Annotated in this window: 13 protein-coding genes; 7 read left to right on the top strand and 6 right to left on the bottom strand. The window is 39.0% G+C overall.

What is annotated here, in order from left to right:
- Positions 1-5: 5 nt before the first annotated feature.
- Positions 6-647: a fumarylacetoacetate hydrolase family protein gene (locus UABAM_RS07875; RefSeq protein WP_151967451.1), complete on the bottom strand. Its 642-nt coding sequence runs from the start codon at positions 645-647 to the stop codon at positions 6-8.
- Positions 648-772: 125 nt separating this feature from the next.
- Here UABAM_RS07875 and UABAM_RS07870 point away from each other — a divergent pair, with 125 nt between their 5' ends.
- Positions 773-2,512 carry a cation:proton antiporter gene (locus UABAM_RS07870; RefSeq protein WP_173013194.1) on the top strand — a complete coding sequence of 580 codons (1,740 nt, stop codon included), beginning with the start codon at positions 773-775 and terminating at the stop codon, positions 2,510-2,512.
- Positions 2,513-2,518: 6 nt separating this feature from the next.
- Positions 2,519-3,277 carry an SDR family NAD(P)-dependent oxidoreductase gene (locus UABAM_RS07865; RefSeq protein WP_151967449.1) on the top strand — a complete coding sequence of 253 codons (759 nt, stop codon included), beginning with the start codon at positions 2,519-2,521 and terminating at the stop codon, positions 3,275-3,277.
- Between the two features lie 416 nt (positions 3,278-3,693).
- Here the strand turns inward: UABAM_RS07865 and UABAM_RS07860 are convergent, their stop codons facing one another.
- The 5 genes from UABAM_RS07860 to UABAM_RS07840 form a co-directional block, all read right to left on the bottom strand.
- Positions 3,694-4,125, bottom strand: a complete 432-nt coding sequence (locus tag UABAM_RS07860) for a hypothetical protein (RefSeq protein WP_151967448.1) — start codon at positions 4,123-4,125, stop codon at positions 3,694-3,696.
- Complete coding sequence (locus UABAM_RS07855) at positions 4,119-5,318, bottom strand: Na/Pi cotransporter family protein (protein ID WP_151967447.1); 1,200 nt, start codon at positions 5,316-5,318, stop codon at positions 4,119-4,121. The genes UABAM_RS07860 and UABAM_RS07855 overlap by 7 nt, the downstream gene beginning before the upstream one ends.
- Positions 5,308-6,951 (bottom strand): hypothetical protein, encoded by a 1,644-nt coding sequence (locus tag UABAM_RS07850; protein WP_151967446.1) that lies wholly within the window; start codon positions 6,949-6,951, stop codon positions 5,308-5,310. Before UABAM_RS07850 ends, UABAM_RS07855 begins: the two co-directional genes overlap by 11 nt.
- Before the next feature lie 209 nt (positions 6,952-7,160).
- The gene (locus UABAM_RS07845; RefSeq protein WP_151967445.1) at positions 7,161-7,673 is read right to left on the bottom strand and encodes a DUF6702 family protein; all 513 of its coding nucleotides are present in this window, start codon (positions 7,671-7,673) and stop codon (positions 7,161-7,163) included.
- Positions 7,670-10,015, bottom strand: a complete 2,346-nt coding sequence (locus UABAM_RS07840) for a M1 family metallopeptidase (RefSeq protein ID WP_229759366.1) — start codon at positions 10,013-10,015, stop codon at positions 7,670-7,672. The genes UABAM_RS07845 and UABAM_RS07840 overlap by 4 nt, the downstream gene beginning before the upstream one ends.
- Before the next feature lie 121 nt (positions 10,016-10,136).
- On the opposite strand from UABAM_RS07840, the gene UABAM_RS07835 reads away from it, so the two are divergent.
- The 5 genes from UABAM_RS07835 to UABAM_RS07815 all read left to right on the top strand — a co-directional run bounded on the left by UABAM_RS07835 (position 10,137) and on the right by UABAM_RS07815 (position 17,215).
- Positions 10,137-11,870, top strand: a complete 1,734-nt coding sequence (locus UABAM_RS07835) for a hypothetical protein (protein WP_151967444.1) — start codon at positions 10,137-10,139, stop codon at positions 11,868-11,870.
- Between the two features lie 77 nt (positions 11,871-11,947).
- Positions 11,948-13,873, top strand: a complete 1,926-nt coding sequence (locus UABAM_RS07830) for a response regulator (protein WP_151967443.1) — start codon at positions 11,948-11,950, stop codon at positions 13,871-13,873.
- A gap of 479 nt (positions 13,874-14,352) precedes the next feature.
- Positions 14,353-15,393, top strand: a complete 1,041-nt coding sequence (locus UABAM_RS07825) for a PIN/TRAM domain-containing protein (protein ID WP_151967442.1) — start codon at positions 14,353-14,355, stop codon at positions 15,391-15,393.
- Positions 15,394-15,396: 3 nt separating this feature from the next.
- Entirely contained in the window at positions 15,397-16,197 is an 801-nt protein-coding gene (locus UABAM_RS07820) for a CPBP family intramembrane glutamic endopeptidase (protein WP_151967441.1), read from the top strand.
- A 4-nt stretch (positions 16,198-16,201) separates the two neighbouring features.
- Positions 16,202-17,215: a hypothetical protein gene (locus UABAM_RS07815; protein WP_151967440.1), complete on the top strand. Its 1,014-nt coding sequence runs from the start codon at positions 16,202-16,204 to the stop codon at positions 17,213-17,215.
- Positions 17,216-17,223 lie beyond the last annotated feature (8 nt).

The raw sequence follows: 17,223 nt of genomic DNA, 5'->3' as shown, positions 1-17,223 counted from the left end.
TTCCTTTATAAAACTTGCGTTGTGAAGTGGTGTTTGCCGTTTAACTCAAGTTGTAACTTGTCTTGTGAATTCAGTGCAGCAACCCCAGACGGCGTACCTGTTAAGATGACATCTCCTTTAACAAGTGTAAAGTATTTGCAAATGTAGTTGATGAGTTCTACAATACCATACATCATCATCTTACTATTGCCTTGTTGACGTATTTCACCGTTTATTGTAAGTGAAAAAGAAATATCCTGCAAATCGGGAAACTCCTCGTGAGGAATAAAAGGCGAAATAGGACAGGATTTGTCAAATGCCTTGGCCATTTCCCATGGATGACCGTTTTGTTTGAGTTGCTGTTGTATGTCGCGGAGTGTTAGGTCGAGTGCCAATCCGTAACCTGCGATTTTTGATTTTACATCTATCGTTTCGCCTGCATGAATCGTTTCACCAATCAGAACGGCAATTTCTATTTCATGATGGCATTCTTTGGCATGTGAAGGTAGCGAAATAGGTTCGGACAATGGTACAAAAGATGTGGACGGTTTCATAAAAATAATGGGAGCTTTGGGGACAGGGTTATTTAACTCTTTGATATGTTCTAGATAGTTACGTCCTACACAAACAATTTTCCCTACAGGCTCAACTAAGTTGTGTTTATACATTTGGCTACTCGCTATTCAACTAATCAACGAATCTTAATCTGAAGATGTGCTTTTCGAGCTTTGGTCACATCTTTATAATAAACACCATATTACCACATTTACAACTTGATGGAAAGGTGGCAAAAATGAAAATATTCACTAAAAAAATTTGGTGGATACTCTGCTTGGTACTGTTACTGGGAATCGTCAGCGATCTCCCAACTACGTTTACAGAATTACAAGCACAAGAAGATCATACAACACACGAAAATCAAGACGCTCACGATTCTCATGATTCTCATGCCGGAGGTCACGGTGACGAGATCGCTCCTATTTATCTTTTGATTTTCGGTTTGATTTTTGGGGCTGTACTCGGACGTTTTATTGCAAAATTGTTCAACCAACCGGCAGTACTTGGCGAACTTCTCATTGGTCTTGTAATCGGAACCATTATTTACCAATATCACCAACCGGTTATGTTGGTGATGCGGCACAACGACAAAGTGGAAAAAATTCTCGAACACACTATCCGTTCTAATATGGACTTGCAAGAGGCGATCAAGAAAGAAATACCAGAGAAGGACATGCAAGAAGGGCGCTATGGGTATTTTTTAGCAAAAATACTACAGCGCGACAGTTTTGACAAATATCTACGCATGGTGATTGCTCTAAAAATATTCTCGGCATTGGGAGTGATTCTTCTACTGTTTATGGTCGGGCTAGAGTGTAATTTTCGAGAGATGATGGCGGTGGGGTCTTCATCGCTATGGTCGGCAATAGTGGGTATTGTTCTCCCCTTTATTCTTGGCTACTACGTAACAAAGTTGCTTGCCCCCGACATTGATCAAAATGTGTATATTTTTATTGGGGCGACGTTGTGTGCTACGAGTATTGGTATTACGGCACGTGTTTTTAAAGACATGAACAAACTGCACATTCCCGAAGCAAAAGTTGTGATGGGAGCAGCGGTAATTGATGATATTTTAGGTCTGATTATTTTGGCTGTTGTAACGGGAATTGTTACCACCGGGCATGTTGAGTTGAAAAATGTATCTTTTATCATCATCAAAGCATTTGTGTTCTTGTTCGTAGCGATATTTGTCATTGGTAAGCTCTTGAGTAAGTATACATATCACATCATTTTGCTTGACCGTACCAACGCCAAGTTGTTATTCACCATTTCGTTAATGTTGCTGTTTGCATGGGCAAGTGATGCATTGGGATTGGCTTCCATTGTCGGTGCTTTTGCCGCAGGGTTAATTTTGGAAGATAAGTTTTTCCCCAAAGTGTCTCGCGATCATTACGAAAGCATTGAAAGTGCTATTGGGCCTATTGAGAGTCTTTTTGCCCCGATCTTTTTCGTTATGATGGGGATGCTGGTTGATGTGACGACTTTTTTAGATCCCGAGGTGATTAAAATTGCCTTAGCGCTTACCGTTGTTGCGGTTATTGGTAAACTCGCCGCAGGTTGGGTCGTGAAGAAAGATTTGAGTAGCTTGGTTGTCGGTATTGGCTTGATCCCTCGCGGAGAGGTTGGTCTTATCTTTGCAAGTATCGGAAAGACCACCGGAGTTTTGGATGAAGGAATGTTTTCTGCGGTAATTGTTGTGGTTATGTTGACGACATTTGTCACTCCTCCTGCTCTAAAATGGGCAATAGAACGCATTTCGCCCATGAAGAAGCACGTTGTACCTGATAAACCACAAAAGAAAGAAGTCTCACAAGAAGAAAAGACTTCACAAGAAGAAAAGACTTCGCAAGAAGAAAAGACTTCGCAAGAAGAAAAGACTTCGCAAGAAGAAAAGACTTCGCAAGAAGAAAAGACTTCGCAAGAAAATACCAAGCCGAAAAAGAAAAAGAAGAAAAAGAAAAAGAAGAAGAAGTGAGAAAATATGTGTAAGACGGCAATTGTTACCGGTGCCTCTAGTGGCATTGGTTATGAGTTTTGCAAAATTCTAAACGAGAACGGTTACGAAATTTTTCTTATCGCACGTAACGAACAAAAGTTACGTGCTGTTGCTGCAGAGCTAAGAAAAGCACATGTTATTGTGAAGGATTTAAGCAAAGAGAATAGTGCTCAGGAAATATTTTCTGAGATCAACAACACACCTGATGTACTGATTAATAACGCGGGATTTGGTGACCATGGAGAATTTAGCGATGCGTCGTGGGGTAAATTACAGCAAATGATCCAGGTAAACATAACCGCATTGACCGAGCTTACACATTTGTTTCTGCCTGGAATGTTAGAAAAAAAGACCGGTAAAATAGTCAACGTGGCTTCCACAGCATCTTTTCAGGCAGGACCACTCATGGCAATATATTACGCGTCAAAAGCTTACGTATTGCACTTTTCAGAAGCTTTAGCACACGAAATCAAAGGTCGGGGGGTTACGGTCACAACATTGTGTCCAGGACCTACGGCCTCTGATTTCCAGCGAGTTGCGCAAATGAAAGACGAAAAACTTGTTGCGGGAGAGAATTTGCCATCATCACGAGATGTGGCGATATATGGATATAAAGCGATGATGAAGGGCAAGAGTGTTGCGGTTCATGGATGGACAAATAAATTAATGTCTTGTGCTTATCGCTTTTTGCCGCGTAAAGTAATTACCGCGATCGTTGGTCGTGTACAGGCGTCGCGTGGTTGAGTGGCAGATTATGGGTTCCGTTAAGAGAAGAGATTCGTTTTCAGATTGGTGCCCTCACCATCGAATAACAATTTTCAGCTACGCTGAAAAGTTGTATTCTCATACCTCTCCCACAGGGAGAGGTGTAATGCTTCTCTGGTGTTAAAAACTAAATTCACTTGATTTGCGAAACGAGAGTACAGCGATACTGTACTTTATACAGTTGAGGTTGTATGTATAACGGCACAAAACAACACAAATGGAAACAAATTTAGACGTGTTACGCCTCTCCTGTGGGAGAGGCATGAGAATTAAGGCTTTTAGCGAAGCTGAAACCTTAAATCCGATGGTGAGGGCACCAATCTGAAAACGAACTCTTTTCTTAACGGAACCCAAATAATCTGCGATGAAGAGGGCACCAGTTCGATAGAATATTTCTATTCTACATTCTGCGGCCGACTAGATCTTTGATATAATCTTTCGAAAAGTAGTACCGTTTGGTTCTGATAGCGAATGGTTTCGTAGAGCCAGTACAACTGCTGGCTGTTTCTCTTCTTGGTTAGATAGAAGACGTAAACATTCTCCAAATCCCGCAAGGTATTATTGAGATTGGCACCGAATTTTGTTGCGATGTTACCCAGAAAAAGCTTTAGCCACATTTCATTAAATCCTTTTTGAAACTCCTGAAATAAACTGCGCATTTCGGAAGGAACTTGATAGCCATTTAAAATCATGCCCTTTTCTATGTGATTTTTGAAGTCAATATTCAAAATATAAAAACTACTGATGTCGGATAATATTTCGAGTTGATTTTGAATATGTTGGTTGTCTTTTTGATCTAAATTATTCTGTTTTAGACGCACTAACAAATCATAGATGACCTCTTTAAAGCTCTCAAAACGACGTTGTAGTAACATCGAGTTGGTAATTTTTGGCCGTTTACGCCATCGGTGAGCATTTCTAAACTATGATCGGCTAAACTTTTTGTCATGTCCTTCAAGCGCGAAATTTGTTTGTCTATTTCGCGGAAAGCGTGTTGTGGATGACGCGCTAACATGCGTCGCACGCGCATAGGCAAAATGGATTGCGATTCTTGGTCGTAAGATTGGCTGGGAATTAGCTGAAATAATATTTTTACGACAACAGTGGATAGAAGTCCCCATAAACATACATTGAGAAAATTAAAAATAGTATGAACTGCGGCTAGGTGCAAAAGAGCGGCATCGCCGACATCACCTGGGACAATAGCGTCTACAAGAAGTAAAAACGACGAAAAAAATGATAAGGTAATCATCACCCCAAGTAATTTTATCACGAGATGTGATATTGCAAGGCGTTTTACATTGCGGTCGTACTCTAGGGACGCGATAATGGGAGTAATCGTTGTACCTATATTGGCTCCGAGAATAAGCGCAGCTCCCATCGGATAATCGACAAATCCTTGGCGCGCTAGTTCCAAAACGAGAAAGACAATGGTACTACTAGATTGTACCAACATAGTGATAAAGCATCCTGACGCCACGACGAGTAGTAACGAAGTGATCGAGGATTGCTGGGTATATTTTCTTAGAAGTTCCTGAGTCCATTGTTGTGTGACAATTGGCTGTAAACCTTGGTATAGTAAATGAAGTGCGAGAAACGCTAAGCCAATAGCGAGAAGTGCCTCGACACACTCACGTAAAAAAGGACGGCGTAGCAGTACAAGAAATATACTACTAATGCCAACAATCGCCAGCCCATATTTGTGGATGGCAATGGCAAAGAACCAACTTTTGATGGTTGTTCCCAGTGTCGCACCAAGCATCACGAGAAAACTCTGTTCTAGGGTAATCAGCGAAGTCCCTAAAAGTCCCATTGCCGCAATAATCGTGATACTACTTGCCTGCACAAAAATTGTTGATACGCAACCGATGACCATGGAAAAGAAGCGATTCGACAATACCTTTTTCAGTAAGGGCTTTATTGAGTTGGCTATCGATTTTTCCAATATTCTATTTAGTAGACGTAACGACAGTAAAAATAAACCAAATCCTCCGACCACTTGCATCCAATCAGTGTTCACTCTGCGCCTCCTGATAATTCATTTCCCCTCGGGGAATCACTTCTTCCACACGTAAAATTCCTTTTTTATTGAGAATAATGCGAATACGTTCTAATTCGATATTGCGCGTGTACTTTATTTCTTTGTTTTTCTTTTCACAAACAACATAACGGAATACCACATTGATGTGGTATACCTTCGGAGCTTCTATGGAAATGATCCCTTTGTTGCGGTCGAAATAGCTCAACGATTTACTGGGGTTGTCTAGTTTGGATAGAAATTTCGCAAAATTAAAGCGCACCACATCTTTTATGGAAGGCACACCCTCTAAGTTACCGCGTTGCAATTTTAAGGTTTTGCTGTAGTGAATGATCATTTCGTGGCGTTGCGGCTCTATCTCGCTATCGTGTCCCATTTCGCGAACATACAAAACATCTGGGGAAACAGCTTTTTTTTGCAAATAGCGCATGTATTCTGTTGATTTACCCAGGAAATATTGCTGTTTTTCGCCATTGGCATCATAACGTGTGTAGTACATATGACGGTCAAAATCAGGTAAGCGGTGTTTTAGTTGCTCGTTGAAATAACTTTTGCTCCAGTCTTTGATACGGTCTTTAAAAACGTAGGCAACAACACCAATGATAATAATGGTCATGAGTTGTAAGTTGGCTGTTTGCCCTACTTGAGCAACTTGCCAGTAGTGCACGTTGGCTAAACTGGCCCATAAGGCGGCAAGAGCAGCGCCTATGCCCGCAACGATATTGCGATATTTTTTATCGTTTTTAATGTTGGTTACTTGTAGATATAAAGCCGAAGAAACATATTTCTTTAGAAGACCCATGCGATAGTGATAATATTCGCGTACGGCATCGTCTCCTTCATCGATATTTGTGATATTTACTTTACTACGATAATTAATTTCACCATGCAATATATTTTCTATTGTGGTCTTTATTTCACTAAAATGATCCTCATATGGTTGTAAAAGTCGGAAGATACTGATGAGAGTTGTTTCAAGACGATAGGAGTTGTATTCGTCGACTAAAAACAACGCGCGTTTGACTTCGGAGTCGACAACGACCATTTGCTGTCGCAATTTTTCCACATATTCATCGCGGTATACTTGCAGAGTTTTTTGAAAATCTACTAGTAATTTTTGTAAAACGTCCACACGTTGAATAATTTCATGAGATTTTTTGTTGAGGACTTGAAATAGTCCATAGTGCAAATTTTTTAGTTCACTGTTAAACGAACAACCGAAGAGTTTGATATCTTGAATCACAAGTTGTATGAGTTTTTGTCGCTTACGGGTGGTGAGATGTACGGCAAAATATTTTTTGAGATTGGGTAGTAGATCGCGATTGTCTTGTTTTTGTGTACTCGAAATACGTAAATAATTGACGATATCACCATAAAAATCTTCACGAGTATAAGTATCGCGGTTGATTCCTATGTTTTTGGGAATAAAAAAGTAAATATCGACTTCGTAATTTTTTTCACTATTTTCGTCACCGTTTAGATCATAGTTGAACTTCGATTCAAATTGATAACGATCATGTACAGTGCTTAAGCTGCTGATGTCGCTCAATGTAGGATCAAAATCGTCAATTAGATCTTCGTATATGAATTTTTGATGATCGTAGTTTTCTTTCATGGTTTTTTACCGATGGTATAAATTGAATTTTCGACACAATAGTATAGCACAAAATTAGGTATTTGGACAGGGTGGTTTGTTAACAAGGAGGAAACGTGGTGGAAATGTAGGGGCGGACCTAGTGTCCGCCCGTTCTCACAAATACAGTTGGATGCGCGTTGCTGGTTGGAAACAAATGCCCCTAAAGTATCTAGGAGCATTTTGTTTTGTTATTTCTTCGCAAATGATAGAATTCGCTGCGCTTTATCTTTGGTAAAATAGAGCGACAGTTTGTGTTGCTTATAGCGTATATTCATAATGTTGACGGGCGTGTGTGAACTATTGGCTTCAAAAGTCGCCGCTTCAAATAACACGCTGTTACTGATAATTAAGCCTTCTAGCGGTTCTTTTACCGGTACTTCAAAGTATAGCCATAGCTGACCACGCGAAATTTCTTTACCAATCCACACGATAGAACAAGGTTTCCTTTGCGGGGTTTTTACCAAAAATCTTTTTTGTAGATATAGATGAAGTATTTTATCCACATCTTTGGTCTTTTCTAAATCGATTTTTTTGCCGTAAATTTTAGAAAGTACACTTTCTAATTCAAAGGAATCGACACGCAACCCAACTTCTAAACATTTGTTTTGAGAATTCCACTCAACTTCAGAGATTGTAAAGTGGTATCTATGAGCAAAAAGAAAAGTGGAGCACAAGAATAAAATAACGACTAGTTTTTTCATTCACCTTTACTCTCTTTTTTTTCTGCTTTCTTTTTTTCCGCTTCCGCCTTTACTTGCATCGGATTTTTTGGGCGCTTTCTCTTGAATAGCTTAAAACGCGATTCGCGAATGCGTCGTGGATAGTGATTGTTGTGCAAGTCTGTGTCGGCGGTTTCCAAACGTGGATCAAGAACAAGACTGGTGATTTCTTTTTCGGTAATGATCATCTTTGAAACGACTTCGCTATTGTAACGCCAAATTTCCGCAGGAATACGCAATTCTTGGCTGGTTTTGTCGCTGTAATTGATTTGAAGAATTACCGGCATGACTAACCCACCAATGTTTTTAAATTTTACCGAGTAGAAATTGTATTTTGTTTCAATGAGTTTTCTTTCTTCTTCGGTAAGACCGCCAAAGAATTTTTCGAAACCTTTTAATTCTTTCGAGGTAACATCTAGTGGATCGTAACTATTATAGAAATCCTTAAGTTCAGGATATAAATTTGCGCGTTTGGTGAGGTTCTTATTACGTTTTTTCGATAGTGTTTCTGGAGCAGAATCGCGTTTTTCGCGAAGTAACTTTTTCTCTATTTCAGGGTTCATGGTATTTACATTGTAAAGACGCACATCTTCAATAGAGATATCGGTATGATCAGTCGAGTAAAACCAACCACGCCAGAACCAGTCTAAGTCAATCCCAGAGGCATCTTCCATGGTACGGAAAAAGTCTTCTGGAGTAGGGTGTTTGAACATCCAACGCTGTGAATATTCTTTGAATGCCTTGTCAAAAAGTTTTCTTCCCATAACTGTTTCGCGTAGTATGTTTAAAGCAGTTGCGGGCTTACTGTATGCATTTGGTCCAAATTGTAATGCGGAATCAGAGTGAGTCATGATGGGAACTTGTGCGCTACTTGCCATGTATGATGTGATGTCATTTGGTTCTCCGCGTCTTGACGGATAGTTGTCCTCCCATTCTTGCTCAGATAAATATTGCAAGAAGGTATTGAGTCCTTCGTCCATCCATGTCCAACGGCGTTCGTCGCTGTTTACAATCATCGGGAAGTAGTTGTGCCCTACTTCGTGAATGATTACGGAGATAAGAGCGTATTTGGTGCGTTTGGAGTATGTTCCGTCTTTTTCGGGACGTGGTCCATTAAAGCATATCATCGGATATTCCATACCAAAAACCGGACCATTAACGGAAATGGCAACAGGATATGGATATTTAAACGTATAGCGTGAGTATACATTGAGTGTATGGATAATCGAATGCGTTGAGTATCTACTCCATAGCGGTTCGCCTTCATTTGGATAATAACTCATCGCCATCACATGGTTACCCTGTACATTGTGGCCTTGAGCATCCCAAATGAATTTGCGCGATGTGGCAAAGGCAAAGTCGCGTACGTTTTCGGCTTTAAAAACCCAGGTTTTCTTTCCCTTAGGCTTTTTCTTTTCGTTTAGTTTTGCTTCTTCTGGAGTTACGATAAATACAGGCTTTTTTGCTGTCTTAGCTTCCTTTAGACGTTGGCGTTGTTTTTCTGTAAGTACTTCTTGGGCGTTTTGTAAAACACCTGTTGACGCAACAACGTGATCATCAGGAGCAGTGATGCGTACTAAAAAATCTCCGAATTCTAGCGTGAATTCGCCGCGACCTAAAAATTGCTTGTGCTGCCAGCCATGAACGTCTGTGTAAGCTGCCATGCGTGGATACCAATGGGCAATTTCGTAAATGTAGTTACCATCTTCTTTGAAATACTCATAAGATGTTCTTCCACCAACAAGGCGCGAATCATTGATTTGGTAATGCCAGGAAATAGAAAAACTCACTGTTTCTCCGTGCTTTAGTGGCGATTTCAGATCAATGCGCATCATTGTTTTTACGATATGATACTCCATAGGCAGGTCAAAAGCATCTTTTACAGAAGTGATTTTTACACTACCGTCAAATTTCTGGCGTGCGAGAGTGCGACGCATAAGAGCAAAAGGAATTTCTCCTTGAAGTCCACCTGAGGTCTCGGTGAGAACCGCATCCGAATTTGGAGCAAAAATGTTATTATCTAATTGCACCCAGATATAGTTTAGTGTATCAGGAGAATGATTTGTGTAGGCAATTTTTTCCGAACCTATCAAACGTTGATTTTCGTCGTCGATTTCAACATTGATGACATAATCGGCTCGTTGTTGCCAATATTTGTGGCCTGGGGCACCCGAAGCTGTGCGGTAGGCGTTCGGGGTACGTAGGTTTTCGTCTAGTTGACGAAATTTATCTGCTTGTTTGTATTTGTCATTTACAACCTGCGCTGATATACTCAACAAAAACAAGAATAGGGTGCTTAGACAAATAAATTGCATTTTTTTCATAAAAAACCTTCAATGAAAGTGTAATTTTATAAACCAAAAACGACTTTTACCTTGTGTGTGAAAAATCGTTGAATCGTTTTGATGATATGGAAAGTGATGTTTTTTTTCAAGGAAAAACTACATGTGGCGTTGCAAAGCTCATAAGTGTTTGTGCTACTCTTTGCTATTTTTAATAACCTTACATGCCGACTACTATAAAAAAAATGTGCGCGAAGTACCTGAAATTTGGGAAAAGGTGATGCAAAAAAAGGCAAGACTGTATCTGCATCCAGGTGGTGAATTACCCGGGTACTTTGATCGCAGGATGAATTGGTATAAAACAAAAACACCTCTATCGACAAAACAAATACGCAGTAAAAAAGCTTTTATTGTGTTTCGTACAACAGGGCCGAAAGTTGGTTTTATGGATCTCAAATTTGTAAAATATATCTTTGCCAAGAACAGTAAATGGGATACATATGATTTGGCAAAAATGCTAAAGTTGAGCGGTGGAGAGATTAAGTTTAATCGTAACTACGAACCTGTTTTGCAAATTGGCCCAAAAAAAGTTGTGTATTTGTTGCCGCGATGGCAGGTTTCTAAGCTATATAATATAGTAAGAGATCTATTGTTAGACAATTCTTTTGTGACACAACATGCAAAATTTGCTAGGTATCTTGAGCGAATAACAAAGCAAAAGTTTACTTATGTAGACACGCAAATGGATGAGGAGAAATTCTTTTTTGTACTTCGTAGCATCAACCAGGCATACCGTGTTTTTAATCGGCCAGCTTCTAAAAGTGAGTTTTCTCTAAAAGTGTCTAAAAGGCAAATACAGCAGAATTCCGCGTATAGTTTTTCATTGATTCCTTTTAAAAAAGGAGACTTAGATAAACATGCGGACTATATTTTGCAAAATGGCATTCAGAAGGGCTTTGACAAAGTTACTTTGTTTTTTCCTGTGTATTACTCTGGTGGGAGTACGCGTAAAAAGAGACTCTCACGTTTAAACAATGAAATTGTTTACGGCCATCATTATTTTTATGAAGATGATTTTGCCATTGACGAAGACGAGCTGTTGCGGTGTTTACAAAAAATTTGGAATAGTGGCTTATCTCTTACGTTTGTTCCACACCTGGAAAGTATTGTAACCCTAAATCGCATTTGGGAGTCGAATTGGCGAATACATTGTGAAATACCGTTGGATGAACACTATTTTTTGCGTTCATACGGCGCGTTACTTAAGTCTATAGAAAAAAATAAAGACAACATCAAACTTAATCAGCAAATTCGCATTACCGTAGCATCCGAAATTGACCCTGCTTTTGTTACAGAAACACAAGCGACTTATAAAACGATAGAAAGGCTACGTCGTAGACTTGCTCAAATAGGAATCAAAAATAAAGTAAAGTTGGTATGGAACCCCAATGGTGATTTTCTACATGGATGGCACGAAGGGCAAAAAAAACCAAATTACAAATTATTGCTGAAGATCTTTGAGAACATTGACTCTATTGCACCATCTATGTACGAACAACACAATCATATTATCAATGGTAGTTATTTAGAAAGTCGTCGCAGCTTTATTCGTAGATTAGTGAAAAAATTGCGCAAAATGTTTCTTGGTAAAAATATTCAGAGACTTATTATTCGAATACGAAAAATAGCAAAAGAGGATTTTTCTCTAGGAGAATTTGGATTGCGCGACAAAAACTCACGGGGAAATTACATTGATTTTCACCGCGAATTTCGCAAGTACAACAAAAATGGCTGTATCATTTTGTGGAATTCTGGACGTTGGGATCACGCCAATATAACAGGAAGTAATCCTGGAAAATTTGAAGAAGAAATACAACGAGTTCTAAAAAAACCTTAACAATCTTTCGCGTTAATAGTCGGAAGTAACAAAAGTCTTATGCGTTGCGAAAGTGGGAAATCGTGAAATAGGAGAATATGGTGAGCCGTGAAAAAGAATTGGAAAAAAGAATAGCTGAATTAGAGCTAGAGGTTCTTAGACTGAAGAAAAAAACTTTGGGAAAAGTCAACGGAGATACGATTAAAGTTCCCCAGGAGTTTAAAGCGACTTTTGACGCAGCGCAGGACACTGTCGGAGAGTATTTTCAAAATATCGAATTTGATCCCTGTCGTGCGCTCGTTTCTGTAGATAATGAACGCTATATTTTAATGCGGGCATCGTCCTTGTCTTTTGAGTTCTTAAAAAATATCCAGAATTTATATAAAGATCGTGGTCCCGAAGATGCGCTACAAATAGGCCTTGATTTCTTGTTTGATATTTCGCATGTCATTGGTATAGAAGACGCCAAGAAGTTTCATGAGCAGATGCAAGTGAAAACCCCCATTGATAAATTATCAGCAGGTCCTGTTCACTTTGCATACACTGGTTGGGCATTTGTGGAAATCTTGCCCGAGAGTAATCCTTCCCCTGACGATAATTTTTACCTAAAATACCACCATCCATATTCGTTTGAAGCTACCTCCTGGATTAAGGCCGGCAAGAAAGCGCAGAAGCCGATTTGTATAATGAATGCCGGTTACTCATCGGGGTGGTGCGAGGCAAGCTTTGGTATACCGCTAACAGCAGTAGAAATTTCTTGCCGCGCCCAAGGCGACGAAAACTGTACTTTCATTATGGCACCGCCGCATAGAATAAAAGAATATGTGCACAAAGAAGAGCAGGTGAGATCCTATCATATTCCTGTTTTTCTCGATCGCAAAGAGGCAGAAGAAAAATTAAAAAGAGCGAAGCGCGAGTTGGAAAAAGCCAATGAAGCGAAGAGTTTATTTCTGGCAAATATGAGCCATGAAATTCGAACGCCAATGAACGCGATTATGGGTTTTTGTGACCTTTTACAAAGTACAAAGCTTAATAAAGAACAGCAAAACCATTTACAAGTCATAAAAAATAGTGGTGATTTACTCATCTCTCTTATCGACGATCTACTAGATTTATCAATGATTGAGTTTGGCAAATTTCATTTACAGGAAAAAGTAATTGACGTACAGGAGATTATTCGTAAACTGGTGCAACTTTTACAGCCGCAATTTCAAAAGAAAAATATTGAGTTTCAGTTTTCTTGTGGTGAAGCTTCAAAGAATTTGTTGGGAGACCCGGTACGCATTCAGCAAATATTTTTAAATTTACTGAACAACGCCATTAAATTCACGTCGCAGAATGGTGAAATTTCTTTAGAAATATCTTTCTGCGAGACAGACGAGCATACTACTATGCTTGCTGTTGTTGAAGACAACGGCATTGGTATTCCTCGTTCAGAGCAAGTGAAAATATTCGAAGTTTTTTCACGAGTAGACATGTCCTTTAACCGTACTTCAGATGGAGCGGGTTTGGGGCTTGCCATTTCTAAATATTTGGTCGAACGTATGCAAGGCAAAATTAGGGTGGAATCAGAAGAAGGAAAGGGAAGTAAATTTAGTTTTGATGTAAAATTAAAAAAATCTTTCGATGCTGTTTTGGAAGTACCGCAGCAAAAGATGAAGAGGCTGCTGAATGTTTTTGTTCTATTGGTAGAAGACGATCGCACAAATCAAAAAATCTTTGAAATCATTTTGCGCCGTTTGGGGTGTAAAGTTGATATTGCCAATAACGGGGAAGAGGCTGTAGAACAAGTTCAAAAAAGTGAATATGACATAGTACTTATGGATATTTCTATGCCGAAAATGGACGGATTAGGAGCAACGCGTAAAATTCGCAGTTTGGGTTTTTCTATGCCGATCATTGCTTTGACAGCGCATGCTATGTCGAAAGAACGCGAAAAGGGTTTGGCGATAGGGATGAATGATTATATTTGTAAACCGGTTAATGAACAGCAACTGTTTGAAAAAATTGCTCAATATACATAAGGCAAAAAATCATTTTGTTATGTAGTTCCAGAAAATTTTTTGAAGTAACTTCAGTTTTGTTGAGACGGAACTACACAAGTGTGTCATTCCTGCGAAAGCGGGAATCCACAAAATGAAGTCGACTTGTAAAACGCCTGGATCCCTGATCAAGTTAGGGATGACCGTGCCCAACAGCTCGCTGTTGTTTTATTAAAATGAAACTACTTCAACTTGCTGTTGGGATTGTTTTGAAAGATTTTACTCTTTACTTAACGCGTAATGATGGCTACGATTACGATAGCTGTTTATTATTTGACAGATGACGCGCCTAAGAGATGAGCCTTATTTTTATTGACAAATTTATTTTAAATGGCGTATACTTCACCGTAAATATAGGAATGTATTAAGAAAATAGTTTTATAGTTTGATTGTATTGAATATACAATTGCAATTTGTATGCAGCTAATACAAGCTGTGAGTATTATATGAGGTAAAATTCAGTGCCAGGAATATTATTAGTATTAAGAACTGTATTTGTGATCACAACGGCCAGTGTATTTTACCAACTTGCAAAACTAATATTTGAACGGCCAAATTTCCACATAGTTAATATATCTGCCATTATTACTGGATCGATAATCGGTATATGTATTATTTGGGTAGAAATTAAGTATTCAACGCGATTTTTAGTGGGAATTTTCACCGTTATACTTGGTTTGCTAGTTGGATTTATTGCTTCGTATCTTTTTGTGCAAGCACTATTTTTAATTCCACATGTGAATATGATGAAGGATATTTTTCCCGACGAGTATCAGAAAATTCGCGATTTAGTAAATGTTGGAATTACTTTTTTGTTTTGTTATCTATCTGTGGCTGTTTTGTATCGTACAAAGAACAGGTTTAAGTTGTTAATTCCTTTCGTAGACTTTACGAAAGAAGCCGGAGATCGTCGTTTAATACTCGATTCGAGTATCATTATTGATGGACGTATTTCTAATATATGTGAAACGGGAATTATGAAGGGCAACCTCGTTATTCCTAAATTTATTTTAGACGAAGTGCAAAGTTTAGCGGATTGTTCGGATAAGCAGAAGCGAATCCGTGGACGACGCGGCTTGGAAATACTTGCTGAATTACAAAAAAATAAGAAACTAGATGTCACCATCGAGCCACAAACTTTTCCCAATATCAAAGAAGTTGACAATAAATTAATTGCCCTTGCGCAAGAGATAAACGGTATCGTGATTACAAATGACTATAATCTCAAAAAGATAGCGCAGCTACAAGATGTGGGGGTTATTAATTTGAATTCTCTCGCCAATGCTTTGAAGCCCACAGTATTTCCTGGGGAACTGATTGATATTCGCATTGTGAAGCAAGGAGAAGAAGCAGAGCAAGGAATTGGATACTTAGAAGACGGAACAGTTGTCATTGTTGAAAATACCCGCAGAATGATAGGGAAGAACGTTTCTGTTGTTGTTACAAACGTATTGCAGAATAACATAGGGCGCATGGTGTTTGCTAAATTGAACGAAAGCTAATTTGTGGAAAAACAACTCATTGATTTATTGAAAAGTCCACAAGCCATTGCCGTTTTTGTGGGGATTATTGTTGCGGCAGTGTGGGCTGTGTCATGCGTTTTGCGTAAAATTAAATCGCAACCATTTGAAAAAGCCTCATGGGACATTACTGATTTTTTTGTCGCGGTATGTATATTTTTTGTCGTTCTCGGCATTGCTCAATTCTTCATCACACAAGAGATGGCAGGGGACAAATACATACTTATTGTACTAAATGGTCTCATTCAACTGTGCACATGTGGTTTTTTATGTTTATGGTTGCGTAAGTTTCGCAATAGTTCGTGGAGCTCTCTTGGTATTGTAAAATTACCTGCTAGAAAAGCGGGTTATGCTATTGCCGCATACTTACTATCGTGGCCCATTTTTGTGTGTATTGTCATACTGTCTTACCTACTAGTTACCAGTATGGGAGAAACGCCACAAAAACAAGAAATTGTCATATATTTTATGAATGAACAAGGAAGGCGTCTGTGGATTGGAGCAATGGTTGCTATTGTCTTTATTCCTATTTTTGAAGAGTTTTTCTTCCGTGCTTTTCTCTATTCTTTGTTACGATCTTTTTTGGGCGTTCCATTGGCCATTGTGGGGTCTGCGATTTGCTTTGCCGCTGTTCACGGAACACTCGTTGGCTTCTTGCCCATCGCTTCTCTTGGCGTGTTTTTTGCCTTGTTATATGAAAGGACACAAGCCATTTGGATTCCCATTGCAGTACATTCTCTACACAATTTGATCACTATTTTATTGATCATTCAAGGGATTGGATAGAGATATGCAAAAAGTTTTACACAACTGGTGGGCGTGGCTTCTGTGTATTATTGTGGTGCGGCTTGTTTTTGTTGCATTTGGTGAACCAGTACTGCAACCAAGTGAAACAGCCATTCAAGTTTTAATCAACAACGTGCAAAACGATGAAGATGCAAGTGTGCGCGAAGCAGCCGCACAAACACTGCGGGAAAGTATTACCGCTTTTCCTCAGTATCGCCAAAAAGTGATGGAGCAACTGCGCGAGTTGGCAAAAGAAAAAGCACATGGCCAAGATATTGCCAAACTTGTAAGTTCGATAGAGTCCGATCCCCTTTACCAATTATCCATCGCCGTCGAAAAGCCAAATTTGCCGATGAGTTTTTATTTAGAACCGTTGTTGTATGCTATTCCGATTATCTATGGTCTAGCTTTTGTTTTGTTTTTTCCGCTATTTATTAACTATGTTGTCGGACATCGTGCGACACTTAAACTTTATGGCCGCGGAAAAACCGTGATGTACATGTTGATTTTTACAACTTGGTGTAGCTCTATTGTTATTTGGGGATTTTATAAGGAGTGGTTTATCATAAGCCATATATTGCTAGTGGTAACCGCTTGCATTGTTCTATTTTTGACCGTTGTGCGCAAGATGTTGATGCTATTTCTCAACGTACAACAAAAAGTATGTTGGGTTATTTTTGTGGCGCTATTTTGTTTAGGGGGAGCTTCTTTTATTCCCTATACAAACCGTAGCGAGGCACCACAAGTGAAAATTAGCCGCGAGAAAATATTAACGGCAATACAATCTCTTCAACAAAAACATTATGTAAAAGCAAAGCCTCTTTTAACAAAGATTCTTTATAATAGAATATATAACGAACCACAAATAATACAAGAAACTTTGCGCGTTTTAGGGAAAATAGCAGATCCCGATAGTTTACATGTTATCAATGCATATTTATCACATGCAAATGTAGATGTGCGAAAAACCGCTACCGATACTACATTGCAAATTGTGAAAAAAATGTCGCAACAATAAAAGGTTTG

Source organism: Candidatus Uabimicrobium amorphum (genome assembly GCF_009002475.1).
In the GTDB taxonomy this organism is placed as follows: Bacteria; Planctomycetota; Uabimicrobiia; order Uabimicrobiales; family Uabimicrobiaceae; genus Uabimicrobium; species Uabimicrobium amorphum.
This window is presented reverse-complemented; position numbering and strand designations above follow the sequence as displayed.